The 17,991-nt window shown below is 74.0% G+C and carries 11 protein-coding genes; 7 read left to right on the top strand and 4 right to left on the bottom strand.

Features of this window, described 5'->3' with window-relative positions; genetic code table 11:
• Window positions 1-9 precede the first annotated feature (9 nt).
• Entirely contained in the window at window positions 10-3,855 is a 3,846-nt protein-coding gene (locus AB0G16_RS12140) for an ATP-dependent DNA helicase (RefSeq protein WP_362802804.1), read from the top strand.
• A 33-nt stretch (window positions 3,856-3,888) separates the two neighbouring features.
• On the opposite strand, the gene AB0G16_RS12135 is transcribed toward AB0G16_RS12140, so the two are convergent.
• Complete coding sequence (locus AB0G16_RS12135) at window positions 3,889-4,371, bottom strand: Lrp/AsnC family transcriptional regulator (RefSeq protein ID WP_362802801.1); 483 nt, start codon at window positions 4,369-4,371, stop codon at window positions 3,889-3,891.
• Window positions 4,372-4,463: 92 nt separating this feature from the next.
• Here AB0G16_RS12135 and AB0G16_RS12130 point away from each other — a divergent pair, with 92 nt between their 5' ends.
• The 5 genes from AB0G16_RS12130 (at window position 4,464) to AB0G16_RS12110 (ending at window position 11,723) form a co-directional block, all read left to right on the top strand.
• Entirely contained in the window at window positions 4,464-5,333 is an 870-nt protein-coding gene (locus AB0G16_RS12130; RefSeq protein WP_362802798.1) for an EamA family transporter, read from the top strand.
• 223 nt (window positions 5,334-5,556) lie between these two features.
• Complete coding sequence (locus AB0G16_RS12125) at window positions 5,557-6,252, top strand: TetR/AcrR family transcriptional regulator (protein WP_362802795.1); 696 nt, start codon at window positions 5,557-5,559, stop codon at window positions 6,250-6,252.
• A 31-nt stretch (window positions 6,253-6,283) separates the two neighbouring features.
• Complete coding sequence (locus tag AB0G16_RS12120) at window positions 6,284-7,480, top strand: cytochrome P450 (protein WP_362802792.1); 1,197 nt, start codon at window positions 6,284-6,286, stop codon at window positions 7,478-7,480.
• Between the two features lie 156 nt (window positions 7,481-7,636).
• A complete protein-coding gene (locus AB0G16_RS12115) occupies window positions 7,637-8,296 on the top strand; it encodes a hypothetical protein (protein WP_362802789.1) in 660 nt (219 codons plus the stop codon).
• Window positions 8,297-8,474: 178 nt separating this feature from the next.
• Window positions 8,475-11,723, top strand: coding sequence for a penicillin acylase family protein (locus tag AB0G16_RS12110; RefSeq protein WP_362802786.1), 3,249 nt, complete (start codon window positions 8,475-8,477; stop codon window positions 11,721-11,723).
• A 132-nt stretch (window positions 11,724-11,855) separates the two neighbouring features.
• Here AB0G16_RS12110 and AB0G16_RS12105 read toward each other — a convergent pair whose 3' ends face one another.
• Genes AB0G16_RS12105 through AB0G16_RS12095 form a run of 3 tightly spaced genes read right to left on the bottom strand, consistent with a single transcriptional unit; the run spans window position 11,856 to window position 16,464 of the window.
• Window positions 11,856-13,439, bottom strand: coding sequence for an IucA/IucC family protein (locus AB0G16_RS12105; RefSeq protein WP_362802783.1), 1,584 nt, complete (start codon window positions 13,437-13,439; stop codon window positions 11,856-11,858).
• Entirely contained in the window at window positions 13,436-15,310 is a 1,875-nt protein-coding gene (locus tag AB0G16_RS12100) for an IucA/IucC family protein (protein WP_362802780.1), read from the bottom strand. Before AB0G16_RS12100 ends, AB0G16_RS12105 begins: the two co-directional genes overlap by 4 nt.
• Window positions 15,307-16,464: a siderophore biosynthesis protein gene (locus AB0G16_RS12095; protein WP_362802777.1), complete on the bottom strand. Its 1,158-nt coding sequence runs from the start codon at window positions 16,462-16,464 to the stop codon at window positions 15,307-15,309. The genes AB0G16_RS12100 and AB0G16_RS12095 overlap by 4 nt, the downstream gene beginning before the upstream one ends.
• A gap of 344 nt (window positions 16,465-16,808) precedes the next feature.
• On the opposite strand from AB0G16_RS12095, the gene nudC reads away from it, so the two are divergent.
• Window positions 16,809-17,807, top strand: coding sequence for an NAD(+) diphosphatase (nudC, locus tag AB0G16_RS12090; RefSeq protein WP_362802774.1), 999 nt, complete (start codon window positions 16,809-16,811; stop codon window positions 17,805-17,807).
• The last annotated feature ends 184 nt before the right edge of the window (window positions 17,808-17,991 follow it).

Below are 17,991 nucleotides of genomic sequence, written 5' to 3'. Positions count from 1 at the left end.
GGGCGCCGCGTGCTGAGTCCGGTCCAGCTGGCCGCCAAGCTGGGCATCCTGCCGCCGACCCCGGAACAGGCCGCCGTGATCGAGGCCGGTCTGGAGCCGATGGTCGTGATGGCCGGGGCCGGTTCCGGCAAGAGCGAGACCATGGCCGGGCGCGTCGTCTGGCTGGTGGCCAACGGGCTGGTCCGGCCCGAGCAGGTGCTGGGCCTGACCTTCACCAGGAAGGCCGCCGGGGAGCTGGCCGCCCGGGTGCGCGAGCGGCTCACCGGCCTGGTCGAGACCGGCCAGGTGCCCGCCCAGCAGATGGAGGGCGAGCCGACCATCTCCACCTACCACGCGTACGCGGCCCGCCTGGTCACCGACCACGCGCTGCGCGAGGCGCTGGAGCCGACCATGCGCCTGATCTCCCCGGCCGTCGCCTGGCAGCTCGCCGTACGGGTCGTCAGCTCCTACGACGGGCCGATGGCGGAGGTCGAGTGGAGCCCGGCGACCGTCACCCGGGCGGTGCTGGAGCTGGCCGGCGAGATGGCCGAGCACCTGCGCACCCCGAAGGACGTGCGCGACGTCGGCGCCTGGCTGGACGCCCGCTTCGCCGAACTGCCCGGCACGCCGATCAAGGACCAGCGCAGGCCGCTGCTCGTCCAGCGGGCCAGGGAGCAGCTCCTGCCGCTGGTGGAGGCCTACGACCGGCTCAAGCGGGGGCGGGAGGTCGTCGACCACGGCGACCAGATGGCGCTGGCGGCCCGGATCGCCTCCAAGCACGCCGAGGTCGGCGAGATCGAACGCGGCCGGTTCGCCGTCGTCCTGCTGGACGAGTACCAGGACACCAGCCACGCACAGCTCGTGCTGCTGCGCGCGCTGTTCGGCGGCGGCCACCCGGTGACGGCCGTGGGCGACCCCTGCCAGTCCATCTACGGCTGGCGCGGCGCCTCGGCGGGCAACCTGACCCGCTTCCCGCGCGACTTCAGGACCCCCGCCGGGGAGCCCGCCCCGATCCGCCGCCTGTCGGTGAGCTTCCGCAACGGCGACGCCGTGCTGGACGTCGCCGCCCGCCTCCAGTTGCCGCTGCGGATGGAGGCCAGGGAGGTGCCGGTCCTGGTGCCCGGCGGCAACCGGGTCGAGCGCGGCCGGGTGGTGTGCGCCTTCCACGAGACCGCCGACGACGAGGCGGACTGGGTCGCCGCCGGCATCGCCCGGGTGCTGGGCGCCGAGAGCGCGCCCGACGGAATGCCCTGGGGCGAGGGGGAGCGCAAGCGGGCCAAGCAGAGCGTCTGGGGCGGCCCGCAGGCGCTCCAGCCCCACGACGTGGCGATCCTGGCGCGCAAGCGCTCGCAGTTCCCCGCGTTGCGCCGGGCGCTGGAGTCGCGCGGCATCCCGGTCGAGATCGTCGGGCTGGGCGGCCTGCTCACCGTGCCCGAGGTGGCCGACATCGTCTCCACGCTGCGGGTGATCTACGACCCGAGCGCCGGGGACGCCCTGGTACGGCTGCTGTCGGGCCCCCGCTGGAGGATCGCCCCGGCCGACCTGCGGGAGCTGGGCGAGCGGGCCCGCGAGCTGAACCGCGAGACCCGCGAGGGCGCCTCCCCGGTGGCCGACCCGCTGGACCAGGTGGTGGCGGACATGGCCGAGGAGCGCGGCAGCCTCATCGACGCCCTCGACGAGCTGCCCGACCGCCCCGAGTGGCAGGACCTGTTCTCCCCGCTGGCGCGGGTCCGGCTCGTCGCCCTGGCCCAGGAGCTGCGCCTGCTGCGCGCCCATACCGGCCAGCCGCTCCCGGACCTGATCCAGGAGGTCGAGCGCCGGCTCGGCCTGGACATCGAGGTGGCGGCCCGGGGCACGGCCGTCGGCCCGTTCGCCGCCCGCGCCGACCTGGACGCCTTCCTGGACGCCTCCTCCCGCTTCGCCGGGGACTCCGAGGACCCGACGCTGGGCGCGTTCCTGGCGTTCCTCAAGGCCGCCGACGAGGAGGAGAACGGCCTGGACGCCGGGCGGGTGGGCGAGAGCAACAGCGTCAAGCTGATGACCGTGCACGCCTCCAAGGGCCTGGAGTGGCCGGTGGTCGTGGTGCCCGGCCTGTCCCAGGCGTTGTCGAAGGCCGGGACGCTCACCGTCGGCACCATGTTCCCGGCCCGTCCCGCGACCAGTCCCAAGTGGACCGAGAACCCCCGCAAGCTGCCCTACCCGCTGCGCGGCGACACCTCCGACCTGCCCGTCCTGACCGGACTGAGCAAGGAGGAGCTGGCCGACTTCGACGAGCGCTGCCGCGACCGCGACCTGCTGGAGGAGCGCCGCCTGGCCTACGTCGCCGTCACCCGCGCGCACTACCTGCTGATCGCCTCGGGGTACCGGTGGGGCAGCGCGGCCAAGCCGCTGGAGCCGTCCGACTTCCTGGTGGAGATCCGCGAGACCTGCGGGCGGGTGGCGTTCTGGGCGCCGGAGCCGGAGGAGGGCGCCACCAACCCGCTGCTGGCCGAGCCGGCCGAGTCCGCCTGGCCGATCGCGCCGGACGACGTCCGCTACGCCGCCGTGCTGGACGGCGCGACCATGGTCGAGGCGGCCCTGGCCGCCCTGGCGGAGGAGGGGGTACGCGCCGCCTCCGGGTCGCCCGGGTCGCCCGGGTCGCCCGGGTCGCCCGGGTCCGGGGGCCTTCCGACGCCGGCGGGCTCCGCGGGCTCCGCGGGCTCCGCGAGCTCCGCGGGCTCCGCGGGTTCGGCTGGGCCTCCCGGCTCTCCGGGGGCCGCGCGGACGGTGGCGGCCGGTTCCGGGCCGGTGTACGAGGACGTCCCCCTGTCCGACGTGCCCTTTCCCGACGCGCCCTTCACCGACGTTCCCTTCCCCGACGCCCCGGACGACGGGTCCTTCGGGGACGACCCCGAGGAGGTGCCCTTCCCGGACGGCCCGCAGGACGCGTTCGCCGGGGATCCCGGAGAGCGTGGGGATCCCGGGGGCGAGGCGACACCGCCCGTCCCCCCGTCCCGGGACGTCACCCGCGCCGACGCGGGAGCGGTCCCCGCGACCGCCGGGACGGGTGTCCCCGCGACCGCGGAGGAGGGCGTCCCCGCGGACGGGGACGCGCCGCTCGCGGCGGTGGAGCGGACGGCGCCCGCGGCCTTCGAGTCCGACGAGCAGCGGCCGGTGCCCGTGGCCGACCTGCGGGGATGGGACAGGGAACGCGCGAAGGCGTGGGAGCGCGACATCGAGCTGCTGCTCAGGGAGCGGGAGCTGAACCGGCGGCGCGGTACCGGACGGGTGGAGCTGCCCGCCCACCTGACCGTCTCCGCCCTGGTCACGCTGGCCTCCGACCCCAAGGCGCTGGCCAGGCAGATCCGGCGTCCGGTGCCCAAGAAGCCCGCCCCGCTGGCCCGCCGGGGCACCTCCTTCCACCGCTGGCTGGAGGGGCGCTGGGGCCAGCAGCGACTGATGGACGAGTTCGAGCTGCCCGGCGCGTCCGACGACTTCGAGGAGACCGACGCCCACCTCGACGAGCTGCGCGCCCGCTTCGAGGAGAGCGAATGGGTGGAGCGGGAACCGCTGGACGTCGAGGTGCCCTTCGAGACGATGATCGCCGACCGGGTGGTCCGGGGCCGGATGGACGCGGTCTTCCAGGTGTCCGACGGCCGCTACGAGGTCGTGGACTGGAAGACCGGCCGCCGCCCCGCCGGGGGGAAGGCCGAGGCCGCGGCCTCCGTCCAGCTCGCCGCCTACCGGCTGGCCTGGTCCCACCTGGCGGGCGTCCCCCTGGCGCAGGTGAGCGCCGCCTTCCACTACGTCCTGCTCAACGAGACCGTCCGGCCGGTCGACCTGCTCGACGAGCGCGGGCTCGTCGCCCTCGTCGAGTCCGTGCCCCGTCTCGGCTGACCCCGGACCCCGGCGGCCTCCGGGGAGGGGCGCTCAGCCCAGGGGCAGGGGGCGGCGCGGCACGGGAGAGGTGTGGACGAGGGACGTCGTCGTGTGGCCGTAGGGGGTGAACAGGTCGAGGATCGGCTCCAGCTCGGCGACCGTGCGCAGGTGCATCACGAAGAAGAAGCAGTCGTCGCCGGTCATGCGGTGGCATTCGACGATCTGCGGGACCTCTTTGGCGATCTTGGCGATGCGTTGCAGCTCCCGGACCGCCGGGCGGATCCGGACCATCACCGTGACGGGAAACCCCAGGGCGCGCGGGTCGACCTCGGCGCGATAGCCGGTGATCACGCCGGTCTCCTCCAGCCGCCGTACCCGGTCGGCCACCGCGGGCGCCGACAGGCCGACCCTGCGGCCCAGCTCGGCGAAGCCGACCCTGGCGTCGCTCTGCAGCTCGGTGAGGATGCGAAGGTCCAGGTCGTCCATTCCCTTGGGTTCGTACGCCCGCCCGGGCCTGATCCTTCGATTCGCCATTTCCCCAATCTACGGTCCGGCCGACGATTGACGGCATGTCGTCCACGGGCCCCCGTGCCCTCGTCGCGACGGTGCCTCCGTGGTCCTATTTCATGGGGAGCGCCGTCTTTCACTACCTCGGCCCGGCCTTCGCCGTGCTGCTGTTCGCCAGGCTCGCGCCCCTCGGGGTCGCGGGCCTGAGGATCTGGAGCGCCGCGCTGGTCTTCGCGCTCTGGCGCCGCCCCTGGCGGACCCTGGCCCGCCTCGACGCCCGGGGACGCCGGACGATCGTCGCCTGGGGCGCGGTACTGGCCGCCATGAACGTCTGTTTCTACCTGGCGATCGACCGCGTCCCGCTGGGGACCGTCGCCGCGATCGAGTTCCTGCCCGTCATCGCGCTGGCCGCGCTCGGCGCCCGGACCGCCCGAAACCTCCTGGCGCTCGTGGCGGCCGTCGGCGGCGTCTACACGCTGACCGACGTCCGGCCGGTCGGGGAGGGGCTCGGCCTCGTGTTCGCGTTCGCCAACGCGCTGCTGTTCGCCGCCTACATCGTGCTGGCCCATCGCATGTCACAGCGGCTCGGCACCACCGGCGGCGGTGGTGACTCCGGCGACGCCGGTGGTGACTCCGCCGGTGACGTCGGGGGCATCGACGCGCTGGCCGCGGCCATGCTCGTCGCCTCGGTCCTCGTCGCGCCGGTGGCGTTCCGGTGGATCGCTCCCGCGCTCACCGATCCGGTGGTGCTCGCCGCCGGGATCGGGGTCGGGATCTGCTCGTCGGTGATCCCGTACGTCTGCGACCAGCTCGCCATGGCACGGATGGCCCGTTCCACCTACGCGCTGCTGGTGGCGGTGCTTCCGGCCACGGCCACGGTGATCGGCGTCGTGGTGCTCCGGCAGTTCCCCTCGGCCGTCGAACTGGCCGGGGTCGCGCTCGTCGTGCTGGCGGTCGTCCTGCACCGCCCCACCCCGGAGCGGGCCTGACGAGCCCGTCCGTGACCCGTGCCCTCCTCACCGGCGCCCGAGCCCGCGACCACCCGGGCCCGTGACACGACACGACGCGACGCGGTGTGAAACGTGCCGTCAGGTCCGGGCCGACGCCGGTCGCCCGTCCGGCGTGGGGGCTTGTCCGGTGCCGGGACGAAGGTTACCGTTGACGTGTTGACCGGATTTCATAATCGGTCAAAAAGTCAGAAGGAGGGAACGGGTGCGGGAGAAGGCCGGGCGGGCGGGCGGCCGTGCCGACCGGATCCTCGACGCGGCGGGCGGGCTGCTCGTACGCCACGGTTACCGCAAGGTGACGGTCGAGGACGTCGCCCGGGAGACCGGGATCGGCAAGGGCACGGTCTACCTCCACTGGCGGACCAAGCAGCAGCTCTTCGAGGCCGTGCTGCTGCGCGAGTCCATCGCGTACCTGGAGGAACTCCTCGACGAGCTGCGCCGGGACCCGCGCACCCTGCTGCCGCACCGCCTGGTCTCCTCCACGTTCCTGGCCGTCGCCCGCAGGCCGGTGCTGGGGGCGATGGTCGCCGGTTTCACGGAGGGGACGCACGCGACGCGGGCCGACGCCTCCCTGCGGGGCCACGAGCTGCTCATCGCCGAGCGGTTCCACGACCTGATGACCCGGCACGGCCTGTTCCGCGCCGACGTGCCGAACCCGGCGTTCACCTTCGGCGCGGTGACGACCGGCTTCCACGTCCACCGTTCCGAGGAGCCGATGGACGCGGCGGCCAGGGCGGAGTCGCTCGCCCACGTCGTCAGGCACGCCCTGGAGCCCGCCGTACCGCCGGGTGATCGGGAACTGGCCGACGCGACCTCCGAGATGATCGCGATCATCGAGGACCTGATCCCGCCCTTCCGTAAGTGGATCTACGCGTACGAACGCCCGGACGAGCCCGGCTGACCCGGGCCCGTCCCGACCAGGAAGGCACGCCATGACCACCACCGCCGACGCATGGGGCCTGCACGAGGGGCACTTCTGGCTGCGTGACCGCCACCCGGACCGGCCGGTCCGGTTCGACGAGACCACCGGGATGTGGAACGTCTACGGCTACCCCGAGGTGATGCGGATCCTCGGGGACCCGAAGACGTTCTCCTCCGACACCGCCCGGACGCTGCCCGAGGGGATGAGGGAGCCCACCGAGGGCAACCTGGTGCAGATGGACCCGCCCGTGCACGGCAAGCTCCGCAAGCTCGTCAGCCACGCCTTCACCCCCAAGGTCGTCGCCGACCTCGAACCGCGGATCGCCGAGGTGACCGGCGAGCTGCTGGACGCGCTGGACGGGCGGGACCGGCTCGAACTGGTGGCCGACCTCGCCTACCCGCTGCCGGTCATCGTCATCGCGGAGCTGCTGGGCGTGCCCGCCGGCGACCGCCACCTGTTCAAGCAGTGGGTGGACGGCATCTTCGACAGCTCCCGGCAGTTCTCGCTCCGCGACCAGAGCGAGGAGCAGGTGCGCGACCTGGCCCACGTCAGGGAGCAGGTCGCGCACCTGACCGACTACCTGGGCGAGCACGTCGAGGAGCGGCGGCGCAGGCCGCGTGCGGACCTGCTCACCAAACTCGTCGAGGCCGAGGTGGACGGCGAGCGCCTCACCCGGACAGAAGTGGTGAACTTCGCGAACCTCCTGCTGCTGGCCGGGCACATCACCACCACCATGCTGCTGGGCAACACGGTGCTCTGCCTGGACGCCCACCCGGAGTGGTTCGGCCGGGTCCGGGAGGACCGGTCGACGATTCCCGCGGTGATCGAGGAGTCCCTGCGCTTCTTCAGCCCGTTCGCCACCCTCGGCCGGGTCACCGACGTCGACGTCGAGCTCGGCGGCGAGCACGTGCCCGCGGGAGAACTGCTCATGGTCTGGGTCGCGGCGGCCAACCGCGACCCGCGCCAGTTCGCCGACCCCGGCGTCTTCGACCCCACCCGCGACCCCAACCCGCACCTCGCCTTCGGCCGGGGGATCCACTTCTGCCTCGGTGCGCCACTGGCCCGCCTGGAGGGCCGGGTCGCGCTCGGCATGCTGCTCGACCGCTTCCCCCGCCTGCGCACCGACCCGGACGAGCCGCCGCGGTTCCTGGCCAGCCCCAACCTGACCGGGGTACGGAGCCTGCCGCTGCTCACCTCGGCCGGCTGAACGAGCCCGCGCGTTCCCCGGCCCCCTCCACGGGGCCGCACCGCGTCCGCGGCGCCGGTGCGGAAGGCCGGTCCGCGGTGCCGGTCCAGAGGGCCGGTACCGCGGCCTCGGCTCGCGGTGTCGACGCGTCGCGGCGGATGGCCGATAGTGGCTCTCATGAGGTCACCGAAACGGCTGACGCGGGTGCCGGCGCTCGTCCTCCTCACGACGCTCGCGGCGGCCTGCGGCGGTCCGGTCCCGCCGCGCCCGTCGCCGCAGGTCCCCACCCCGGCGCCCCCCACGGCGTCCCCCCCGATGTCCCCCACGGCGTCCCCGACGGTGTCCGCCGTGCTGGAACCCCGGCCGCTGCGGCTCCCCGTCGTCCGGGCGGGGGCACGATGTCCCACGACCTCCCCGCGCCCGTGGTCGGGGCCCGGGGAGGCGTCCAGGGTCCTCGGTGACGGGCCGGTGTACCCGATCGCCGACTACTTCATGAAGGGCGGCGCGGTCCTGGACCTCCGCCCCGAAGACCGCGAGCCCGACGGCTCGTACGTGAAGAAGGTGCGCTGGGTCGTCGCGGACTACACCGGGCCGGTCCTCATCCGTGCCGCGCGCGTCGACGGGAAGGGCACCGCGAGCGCCAGGTTCTCCTACACCGGTGAGAGGCGCGACGGCGGGTACCACGCCGACCTCACCATGCCGAGGACCAGCGTGCCGGGCACGACGACGGTGGGCGGGCCCGGCTGCTACGCGTACCAGATCGACGGCACGACGTTCAGCACGGTCGTCGTGTTCGGCGCCGTCAAGGTCGGCGCCGCGGACGAACCGTCGTCGTGAGGGACCGGCGGGGGCCGGCCGGGTCCCCGGGGTGTCCCGGTCGCCCGGCGCCGACCCGCCCTCCGGCGCGGTGCGGAATCGGCGCGGACGATTCTCACGGCGGCCATTGATTCGGTGTTGGCCGGAACGTATGTTCCTCTCAACATTCGAGTACGCCTCATGTTTTAGGGATTCTCCTGTGCATGCACGCCTCAGGCGAAGGATCACGGCGGCTCCCGCGCTGCTGCTGGTCCTCGCGCTGGCATCCCCCCTCGTCCCCACCTCCGCGTCGGCGTCCGCGACCGTATCCCCGGCCGCGACGGCCGCGATCCGGTCGGCCACCGCGGCTCCCCCTCCCGACGACTACTGCCTCGGCGAGTGCTCCGACATCCTGCCCCCCGGGCAGAACGGCAACGCGACCCTGGCCGGGATCCTCGCCCACCAGGCCCTCGGGACCAAGCCCAGGCACAGTGACGACCAGCTCGGCAGGTACGCGGGCCTCATCTCCGGCTACACCGGCCTGACCGACGAGCAGATCTCCGACTTCTTCAACGACGCCTCGTTCGGCGTCCCCGCGGGACAGGTGGAGAGCACCACGAGTCCCCGCGCGGACGTGACGATCGTCCGCGACAGGGCGACCGGCGTCCCGCACATCACCGGCACCACCCGCGAGGGCACCATGTTCGGCGCCGGGTACGCGGGCGCGCAGGACCGCCTGTGGGTGATGGACCTGATGCGGCACGTCGGCCGGGGCGAGCTGACCCCGTTCGCCGGAGGGGCGCCGGGCAACCGGGCCCTGGAGCAGAGCGCCTGGCGCAACGCCCCCTACACCGAGGCCGACCTGCAGGCGCAGATCGACCGGGTCAGGGCCTCCGGCCCGCGCGGCGCCCAGCTCTACGACGACGTGCAGAGCTACATCAGCGGTGTCAACGCCTACATCGACCGCTGCATGGCCGACCGCAACTGCCCCGGCGAGTACGTGCTGACCGGCCACCTCGACGCGATCACCAACAAGGGCGGGCCGGTGGACTTCACCATGACCGACCTGGTGGCGATCTCCGGTGTGATCGGCGGCCTGTTCGGCGGCGGCGGCGGGGCCGAGATGCAGTCCGCCCTGGTCCGGGTCGCCTCCCGCGCCAAGTACGGCACCGCCGTCGGCGACCAGGTCTGGGCCGCGTTCCGCGCGCAGAACGACCCGGAGACCACGCTCACCCTGCACAACGGCCAGAGCTTCCCGTCGGGGAACGCGCCGTCCGGCGCCACCGGCGTCGTCCTCCCCGACCCCTCCACGGCGCCGGTGGACGTCACCGCCAACGAGACCGGGTCGGCCGCGTCCTCGGCCGCGGTTCCGGCCACCGCCCCGAAGGGCATGATGGACGGCCTGCTCGTCGACAACTCCAAGCCCGGCATGTCCAACGCCGTGGTGGTGTCGGCCGCCGAGTCCGCCACCGGGCACCCGATCGCGGTGTTCGGCCCGCAGACCGGCTACTTCGCCCCGCAGCTGCTGATGTTGCAGGAGCTCTCCGGGCCCGGCATCCGGGCACGCGGCGCCGCCTTCGCCGGGCTCAACCTCTACGTGCTGCTCGGCCGGGGCACCGACTACGCCTGGAACGCCACCTCCAGCGGCCAGGACATCACCGACACCTACGCCCTGCAGCTCTGCGAGCCCGGCGGCGGCGCGGCCACCGTCTCCTCGAACCACTACCTCCACCAGGGCGTCTGCACCGCGATGGAGACGCTGAGGAAGACCAACTCCTGGAAGCCGACCGTCGCAGACTCCACCGCCAAGGGCTCCTACGACCTGGTCGTGCAACGCACCCGGTACGGCCTGGTGAGCTGGCGCGGCACCGTCGGCGGGCGGCCCACCGCCTTCACCACCCTGCGCTCCACCTACCGGCACGAGGTGGACTCGGCCGTCGGGTTCCAGATGTTCAACGACCCCGGCCAGATGGGCGACCCGGCGGCGTTCATGAACTCCGCCTCCACCATCGGCTTCGCGTTCAACTGGTTCTACGTCAACTCCCGCGACGCGGCGTACTTCATGTCGGGCAACACCCCGGTCAGGTCCGCGGTCTCCGACCCGAACCTGCCGATGACGGCCGACGCGGCGCACGAGTGGGCGGGCTTCGACCCCGCCACCAACTCCGCGACCTACACCCCCGCGTCCACCCACCCGCAGTCGGCCGGCCAGGACTACTTCGTCAGCTGGAACAACAAGCAGGCCAAGGACTACGGCGCCGCGGACGGCAACTTCAGCTTCGGGCCGGTCCACCGGGCCGACCTGCTGGACCGGCCCGTCAAGGCGGCCCTGGCCGGTGCCGGGAAGCTCGACAAGGCGGGCACCGTGAAGATCATGGCGGAGGCCGCCGTGACCGACCTGCGCGGCACGAGGGTCCTGCCCGACCTGCTCCGGGTCCTGGGCAGCGCCGCGGTGACCGACCCGGCCCTGGCCTCGACGGTCTCCAAGCTGGAGGCCTGGGCGGCGTCGGGCGCCAAGAGGGTGGAGACCTCGCCGGGCAGCAAGACCTACGCCCACGCCGACGCGATCCGCGCGTTCGACGCGTGGTGGCCCAAGCTGGTCCGCGCCCAGTTCAGGCCCGGCCTGGGGGACGGCCTCTACCAGTCGCTCGTCAACACCCTGCAGATCAACGAGTCGCCGTCGGGTCACCAGCAGGGTGACGTGTCCTCCTTCCCCGCCTCCGCGAACGAGGCCCAGGCGCACAAGGGCTCGGCCTTCCAGTACGGCTGGTGGGGGTACGTGAGCAAGGACGTCCGCGCGGTGCTCGGGGACCAGGTCTCCGGCCCGCTGCCCGCGAAGTACTGCGGGGGCGGCACCGTCGCCGGATGCCGCACCGTGCTGCTGGAGAGCCTGTCGGCGGCGCTCGCCGAGCCCGCGGCGACGACCTACCCGGCCGACGACGTCTGCTCGGCGGGCGACCAGTGGTGCTCCGACGCCGTCGAGCAGTCGCCGCTCGGCGGGATCAAGCACTCGCTGATCTCCTGGCAGAACCGGCCGACCTACCAGGAGGTCGTGTCGTTCCCGGCGCGCCGGGGCGACGTGACCGCCAACCTGGCCCGGGGGAAGACCGCCAGGGCCTCCAGCAGCCAGCTCTTCCACCCGGCGAGCCGGGCCGTCGACGGTGATCCCACCACCCGCTGGTCCAGCTCGTCCAGCGACGACCAGTACCTCCAGGTGGACCTGGGGGCGAACGCGACCGTGGCCAGGACGGTGCTGCGCTGGGAGGCGGCCTACGGGTCGGCGTACTCGATCCAGACCTCCACCGACGGCTCGGCCTGGACCACGGTCCGCTCCGTCACCGGAGGGAACGGCGGCGTCGACAACGTGACGTTCGCCCCGACCCAGGCCCGCTACGTGCGCGTCCAGGGCGTCACGCGCGGCACCTCGAACGGCTACTCCCTCTACGAGCTGGAGGTCCACTCCCACTGATCTCCCGCCTGGCGGGACCGAGCGGGGGGCGGCGGTGCACGGACCGCCGCCCCCTTTCCACGCGTCCGCGGCCGTGGCAGCAACCGTGGCCGGGACCGGGGCTGTGACCGGGGCCGGTGGTCTCGTGTGCGGTCAGGAGGGGGCCAGCGGGTTCGCGACCGGTACGTACCCGGCGGAGCGGTCCGCCGAGCGGGCCCACCTGACCGACAGGTTGGCCTTGGCGGGAAGCGGCCTCCCGGACAGCAGGTCCGTCATCCGCCGCGGCCACCCGCGGGACCCGGCGTACCCGTCCAGGACCTCCCTGGCGACCGCCCACAGCTCACGCCCGAGCCCGCCCCCGTTCGCGTGCCCGCTCCCGTGCCCGGCTCCGGCGAGGGAGGCGGCGATCTCGGGGAGGTGGTTGACCATCAGGCAGTAGACCACCCGGTCCCACCCGGCGGCCGGGTCGTAGGTGAGCGCCTCGGCCACCCGGCCGGGCAGCCCGGACAGATCGTGCCGTCCGGCGACGAGCTTGGTCCCCTCCAGGTCGCGGAAGACCGCCTCCACCGGTAGTCCCGCCGCGTCCACGCCGATCAGGACGTTCTGCAGGTGGGGTTCTAGCACCACGCCGTGGCCGAGGTAGGCGTCCAGCACCGGTGGCGCCACGCGTTCCACGTACGCCCGCCACCAGCTCACCGGATCGGCCACCGGGTGCCCGGCGGCGGCCAGGGCGCCGCTGAGCAGCGGGGTCACCCCCGGCCGGCAGACCGACCACGGCGCCACCCGGACGATCACCCCCAGCCCCTCCAGCAGCCGGGTGCCCAGGGCGGCCGAGCGGTAGCCCGGCTCGGGCAGCCAGCGGGTGCCGGGGAAGTCGGCCGACAGCTCCCGGAAGACCGGTTCGAGGCGGCGGCTCAGCTCGACCGCGCCCGCCAGCTCGTACCAGGAGTTCTTCCGCAGGCAGTTGGTGATCCGCACGTCCAGGCTGAACTTCAGGCACCGGTCGGTAAGGGGCTCGTAGACCGTGCGGACCGACGAGGTGGGGACCGCGTCGCGGGAGCTCTCGCCCAGGTCGATCAGGCGGCCGTCGGCCAGCGGCGCGGCCAGGTCCGCCGCGAGCAGATCGAGCTGCCACGGGTGCGCGGGCAGCAGCGCGTAGCCCGGCGGCGCCTGGCCGAGCGCGTCCAGGGAGCTCGTGTCGCCGGCGCCGGCCAGCACGTCCCGCCTGACCCCCAGCAGCCGCAGCGGGAAGCTCGCGTGCGCCTCGGGCGCGTACCGCAGCCAGCCGTCACCGCCGCGCGCCTTGGGGCTGGGATGGAACGGGTGCCCGAACACGAGCGCCTGCTCGGAGGCGAGCCACGGGTCGGCGGGCGGCGGCGCGTCCCGCCGCGCCGCGAGCAGCGCGGCCATGACGTCCCTGCTCTCGGCCACCTGGGAGGCGAACTCCTCGTTGTCCTCGCCGAGCTCGCTCTCCACCAGCCGGACGAGCAGGTCCGCCGAGAGCGGCTGCCAGGTGCCGTTCTCCAGCCATTCGGCCCGCCCGTCGAAGCGCAGCGCCAGGCCGCCGTGCGCGCGGACGCGCAGCGGGGTGCCCGCGACGCGCAGCAGCACGTACGGCCACTCGTGCCCGACCTGGCCGCGGGGTGCCGAGATCTCCCGCACGCAGCAGCGCAGCAGCGCGGCGAGGGAGGCCTCCTCGGCGACGGACGCCGGGGAGTCGAGGGCGAGGCTGGTCATGGCGTCCTTCGCGTGGTCGCGGCCGGTGCGGCCTGGGGTGGCTGGCGGAGGTAGTTCGGGCCGCTCGTGCCGTAGAACTTGTTCACGTCGCGCGCGCCGGTACGCGCCTTGTCCACCAGTGTCCCAGCGGTGATCATCGACTTCCCGACGAGCCGGGCGGCGTCCAGGGTCCTGGCCCGCAGCAGCCTGGCCATAGGGTCCTCCCCGTACGCGTCGAGCGCCTCGGCCAGCGTCCCGCGGACCAGCTCGAAGGCCCGGCGCGCCGGTAGCGTGCCGAACACCGGCGCGGCGGCGGCCAGGTGCAGGGTGATGGTCACGAACATGTCGGCCAGCGCGTGCGGATCGTCGGTCAGCATCCGCGGGTCGGTGAAGTCCGGGACCGTCAGGCCCGCGTCCCGGAGCCGTTCCGGCGAGGTGAGGAGACCGTCGTTGTCCTTGACGAGCAACCCGGCCGGACCGCCGCCGGGGCCGGGGGCGGGGGCGGGGCCGAACACCAGCGAGAGGTTCTGCTGGTGGGTCTCCAGCGCGGTGCCGTACCTGACGAAGAGACGCACGTGGAAGCGGAACAGCGTCCGAAGGTACCGTTCGAGCAACCGGGCGACGTCTCCTCCGCACCAGCGCCCGGCGAGCTCCTCCACGACCAGCCCGCCCCCGGGAAGCGGCGCCGGCAGCGCCGCGACCGGGACGACCTCCCCGGCCGGGTGACGCCGCAGCAGCCAGCCGAGGTACTCGTGCCCGGCGTGGCCGTAGGTCTGCTCGTCGGCGAGGAGCACCTCCGGGTCGGGCATGGCGCGCAGCAGCAGTTCGGCCCGCGCCCCGTCGACCAGCGTGCCCGGTTTGATCGACCTCCGGTTGCGCAGCCCGAGGGTACTGGTGGCCAGCGGCAGCTTCAGGAAGGTGCCCGGCGAGACCTCGACCGTGCGCATCGACAGCGTGGGCCGCACGTTCAGGTACGCCTCCGGAGCCATGGTCGCCCACTCGATCCGCTCGACCTCGGCGACCGTCAGCGGGTGTACCGGGAAGAGCACGTGCGTCCCGGCGAGGTCCGGCGCGAGCCCCACGTCCGGGAAGGCGGGCGCGTCCGGGAAGGCGGGCGCGTCCGGGACCTGTGCCCCGGTCAGCCGTTCGCGGGGCACCGCGGCCCAGCGCAGCGCGAAGACGGGCGCGAACTCCGGCGCGTACGCCACCAGTTCCTCGTCGGAGAGCCCGATCCGGCAGCGGGCCGTCGGGTAGACGGGATGGTCGACGAAGGCGGCCAGCGTCTCGTACCGCATGCCCCCGCTCCCGCCGCGCCGCCCGCCCCCGCGCTTCCCGGAGTCCCGGCCCCGGGGGGCGGGCGTGCCGCCGGGAACGGGGTCCAGTCTGGCGAGCACCTCCTCGCGGAGGGCGTCGTGCAGGTCCAGGGCGCGCAGCGCCTCGTGGCACTCCCGGACGAACGACTCGACCCCGGCGGCGTCGGCCGGCGCGGAGACCTCGCGCAGCGCGTGCAGCACCTCCCGCAGGCGCAACGTCTCCCAGGGAGCCGTCACGAAGTCCTGGAAGAGCGAGCCCGGGGTCAGCCGCACCCGCCTGCCCCCGGGGAGCAGCAGCGCGACCCCGTCCTTGCCCCGGGTCATCCGCCCGGCCAGGCCGCCGTAGTCCTCGCGCAGCAGCGCGTCCAGCACCCGGGCGGCCAGGTAGGACTCCCGCGGGCTCACCGAGCCGGCTCCGGCTCCGGCACCGGCGCCGGAGCCCGAACGGCGCGCGCCGGGACCGGAGCCGCTCCCGGCGCGACGGCCGGAACCGTCGCGGAAGGCGGCGGAGGAGAGCCGGGCGTGGAAGGCGGCACCGGCGCCGGCGGGGGAGGCCGGCCCCTGGCCGGGACCGGTCATGCGATCACCCACGGGTTCTCGGCGTTGAATCCCGTGATGGCCGCGTCCACGCTGGCCCGGTCGGGGCCGATCGCGCGGACGATCCCCAGGTAGTCCCGGTTGGTGTGGCTCGGCTCGATCCGGTCGCCCACGGCGCGCAACGGCCGGTGCCAGATCCTGACCGGTCCGCCGGTCGCCGGGACGACCGTCCCGGGAGCCGCGGCGACCGTCCCCGGGCGGCCGGCGACCAGGCTCAGCGCGGTCCCGTGCCCCCTGGCCCGGCCGGGAGCCCTCAGCCCCGCCCCGAGATGGACCCCGAGGATCAGCTCGAACAGCGGCACGTCCAGCAGGTCGGCCAGCAGGAACTCGCAGTGGTCGCCGATCACCCGGTAGTTGACCTCCACGATCCGCGGCCCCTGGCGGGTCATCACGTACTCGGTGTGGCAGGCGCCCAGGCCCACCCCCAGCGCCTCCAGGGCCCGGAGCACGTGGTCGCGGCCGGGGGGCGGCTCCCAGTCGAGCCGTTCCTCCACGAAGTGCGGCAGCGGTCCCAGGACCGTGCGGAAGCCGCCGAGCACCTCGATCCGCTCGCCGTCCCCCAGCGTCTCCATCGTGTGCAGCGGCCCGTCGAGGTACTCCTCCACGACCAGCGCCTCCCCGGGGCGCCGGGCCCTGATCCCCGCCACGGCCGCGGCGAGCTCGCCCGCGTCCCCCACCAGGACGACGTCCTCGCTGGCCACGCCCTCGCGGGGCTTCACCACGGCGGGGAAGGGCACCCGCTCCGGCAGGGGGTCCACCGGTCCCAGCCGCCGGGACCAGACGGTCTCGACCCCGGCGGCGGCCAGCCGCCGCCGGGTGAGCGCCTTGTTCTTGGTGTCGACGCAGGCGCGCCAGTCCTTGGCCGGCAGGTCGAAGTAGGCGGCCGCGAGCGCGGTCTCCGCCTGGATGTGGTCGGAGTTGGAGAAGATCGCGTCCGGGGGACGGTGGTGCGCGACGGTGTCGATCACCGCCCGCGGATCGCGTACGTCGCAGGGGAGCACCTCCGTCCCGGCGTCACGGTGCCGCTCCGGCCGGTCGGTGAGGATGGTGACCTCGCAGCCGAGCGCGCGCGCCGCCGGGAGAAAGCCGTCGGTGACCGAGACGGTCGGTTTCAGCGCGGTGAGGTACAGCCGCAATGCAGACTCCTGAGATCAGGTAAGGCTAACCTAACCATCGGCATCCTAGCCAGACGGCGATCATCGCAGACGGGGGATCGGGCTATTGACCGCATATACCCGTGTCGTCCGCTTGTCGGGACCTTTCCGTGTCCCGCATCCCTGTCCCCGCGGGGACATGTACGTTCCACGCCCACGGCGAGGACCCCCCTTCCCACGCGGCGGGGAGAACCGGGCGGGAGCGGCCGGTGGTCGTGGCGCGTGCCGGACCCATCGGGAGGGAGGGTACCGGACCAGGTGACGCGCGCGGAGAGGTCCGTCCCGGCCGCATAGTATGTGCACTCGGTTCGGGAGAACGGAACGGCGTGGAGATCACCGCACAAGAAGGACTGCTCGGCCCCCTGCTGCTCGCCCGCGGTGCCATCGACCGATCGGCGGCGCTCCGCGCCGACACCGGGTGGCTGGAGGCGGCCTGGGCGGACGAGGCCACCAGGGTCATGGTCGTCGGCGACGGGCGCGCGCTGGTCCGCCGCCTGGGCGAAGAGGCCGAGCTGGTGCTGCTGTCCACCGCCGAGGCGCCCGAGGGGGAGCGCTACCTGCTCGGCGTGGACGCCCGGCAGGTCGCCTACTTCGCCGTGGCGGTGCCCGCCCAGGGGAGATCCGGCCCCGTCGCCGGGGACCCCGGTCCCGCGCCCCTCGACCGGCTCGCCGCCGCGCTCCCCTCCTCCGTGCGGGAGCGGGGACCGGTCTCGGCGGCGGGGCTCCGGCAGATCGGCTCGCTGCTCGGCGATCTGGACGCCGGGCTGATGGTGTACGCGGTCGCCCTGGAGGCCTGGCACTCCACCCACGAGTTCTGCCCCCGCTGCGGAAGCCGCACCGAGGTGCGGGCGGGCGGGCACATCCGGGTCTGCCCCGAGGACGGCAGCCAGCACTTCCCCAGGGTCGACCCCGCGGTGATCATGCTGATCCACGACGACCGGGACCGCTGTCTGCTGGCCAGGGGGCCGCAGTGGCCCGAGGGGCGGCTCTCGGTGCTGGCCGGGTTCGTCGAGCCGGGCGAGTCGCTGGAACACGCCGTGGCCCGCGAGGTGGCCGAGGAGGTCGGCGTGCGCGTGGTCGACGCGCGCTACATGGGCAGCCAGCCCTGGCCGTTCCCGCGCAGCCTGATGATCGGCTTCTTCGCGCGGGCCACGACGACGGAGTTCGTCCTGGAGCCCCAGGAGATCGCCGAGGCGCACTGGTTCAGCCGCGCCGAGCTGCTGGCCGCCCTGGAGAGCGGCGAGGTCCGCCTGCCGTCCACCCTCTCGATCGCCCGCAGGCTCATCGAGGCCTGGTACGGAGGACCGCTGACCGGCGACTGGTGATCCCACCGCCCGGGACCCGCCCGGGACCCACCGCCCCGGATTCTCACGGAGCCCGGCCGAGGCCCGGGACCGGGCACACGGAAGATCGGGCACGTCCGCAGGACCGGGTCGCCTCCGCAGGACCGAGGACCGGGTCGCCTCCGCAGGACCGAGGACCGGGTCGCCTCCGCAGGACCGAGGTCCG

The sequence above is a fragment of the Streptosporangium sp. NPDC023615 genome, from assembly GCF_040640155.1.
In the GTDB taxonomy this organism is placed as follows: domain Bacteria; phylum Actinomycetota; class Actinomycetes; order Streptosporangiales; family Streptosporangiaceae; genus Streptosporangium.
This window is presented reverse-complemented; position numbering and strand designations above follow the sequence as displayed.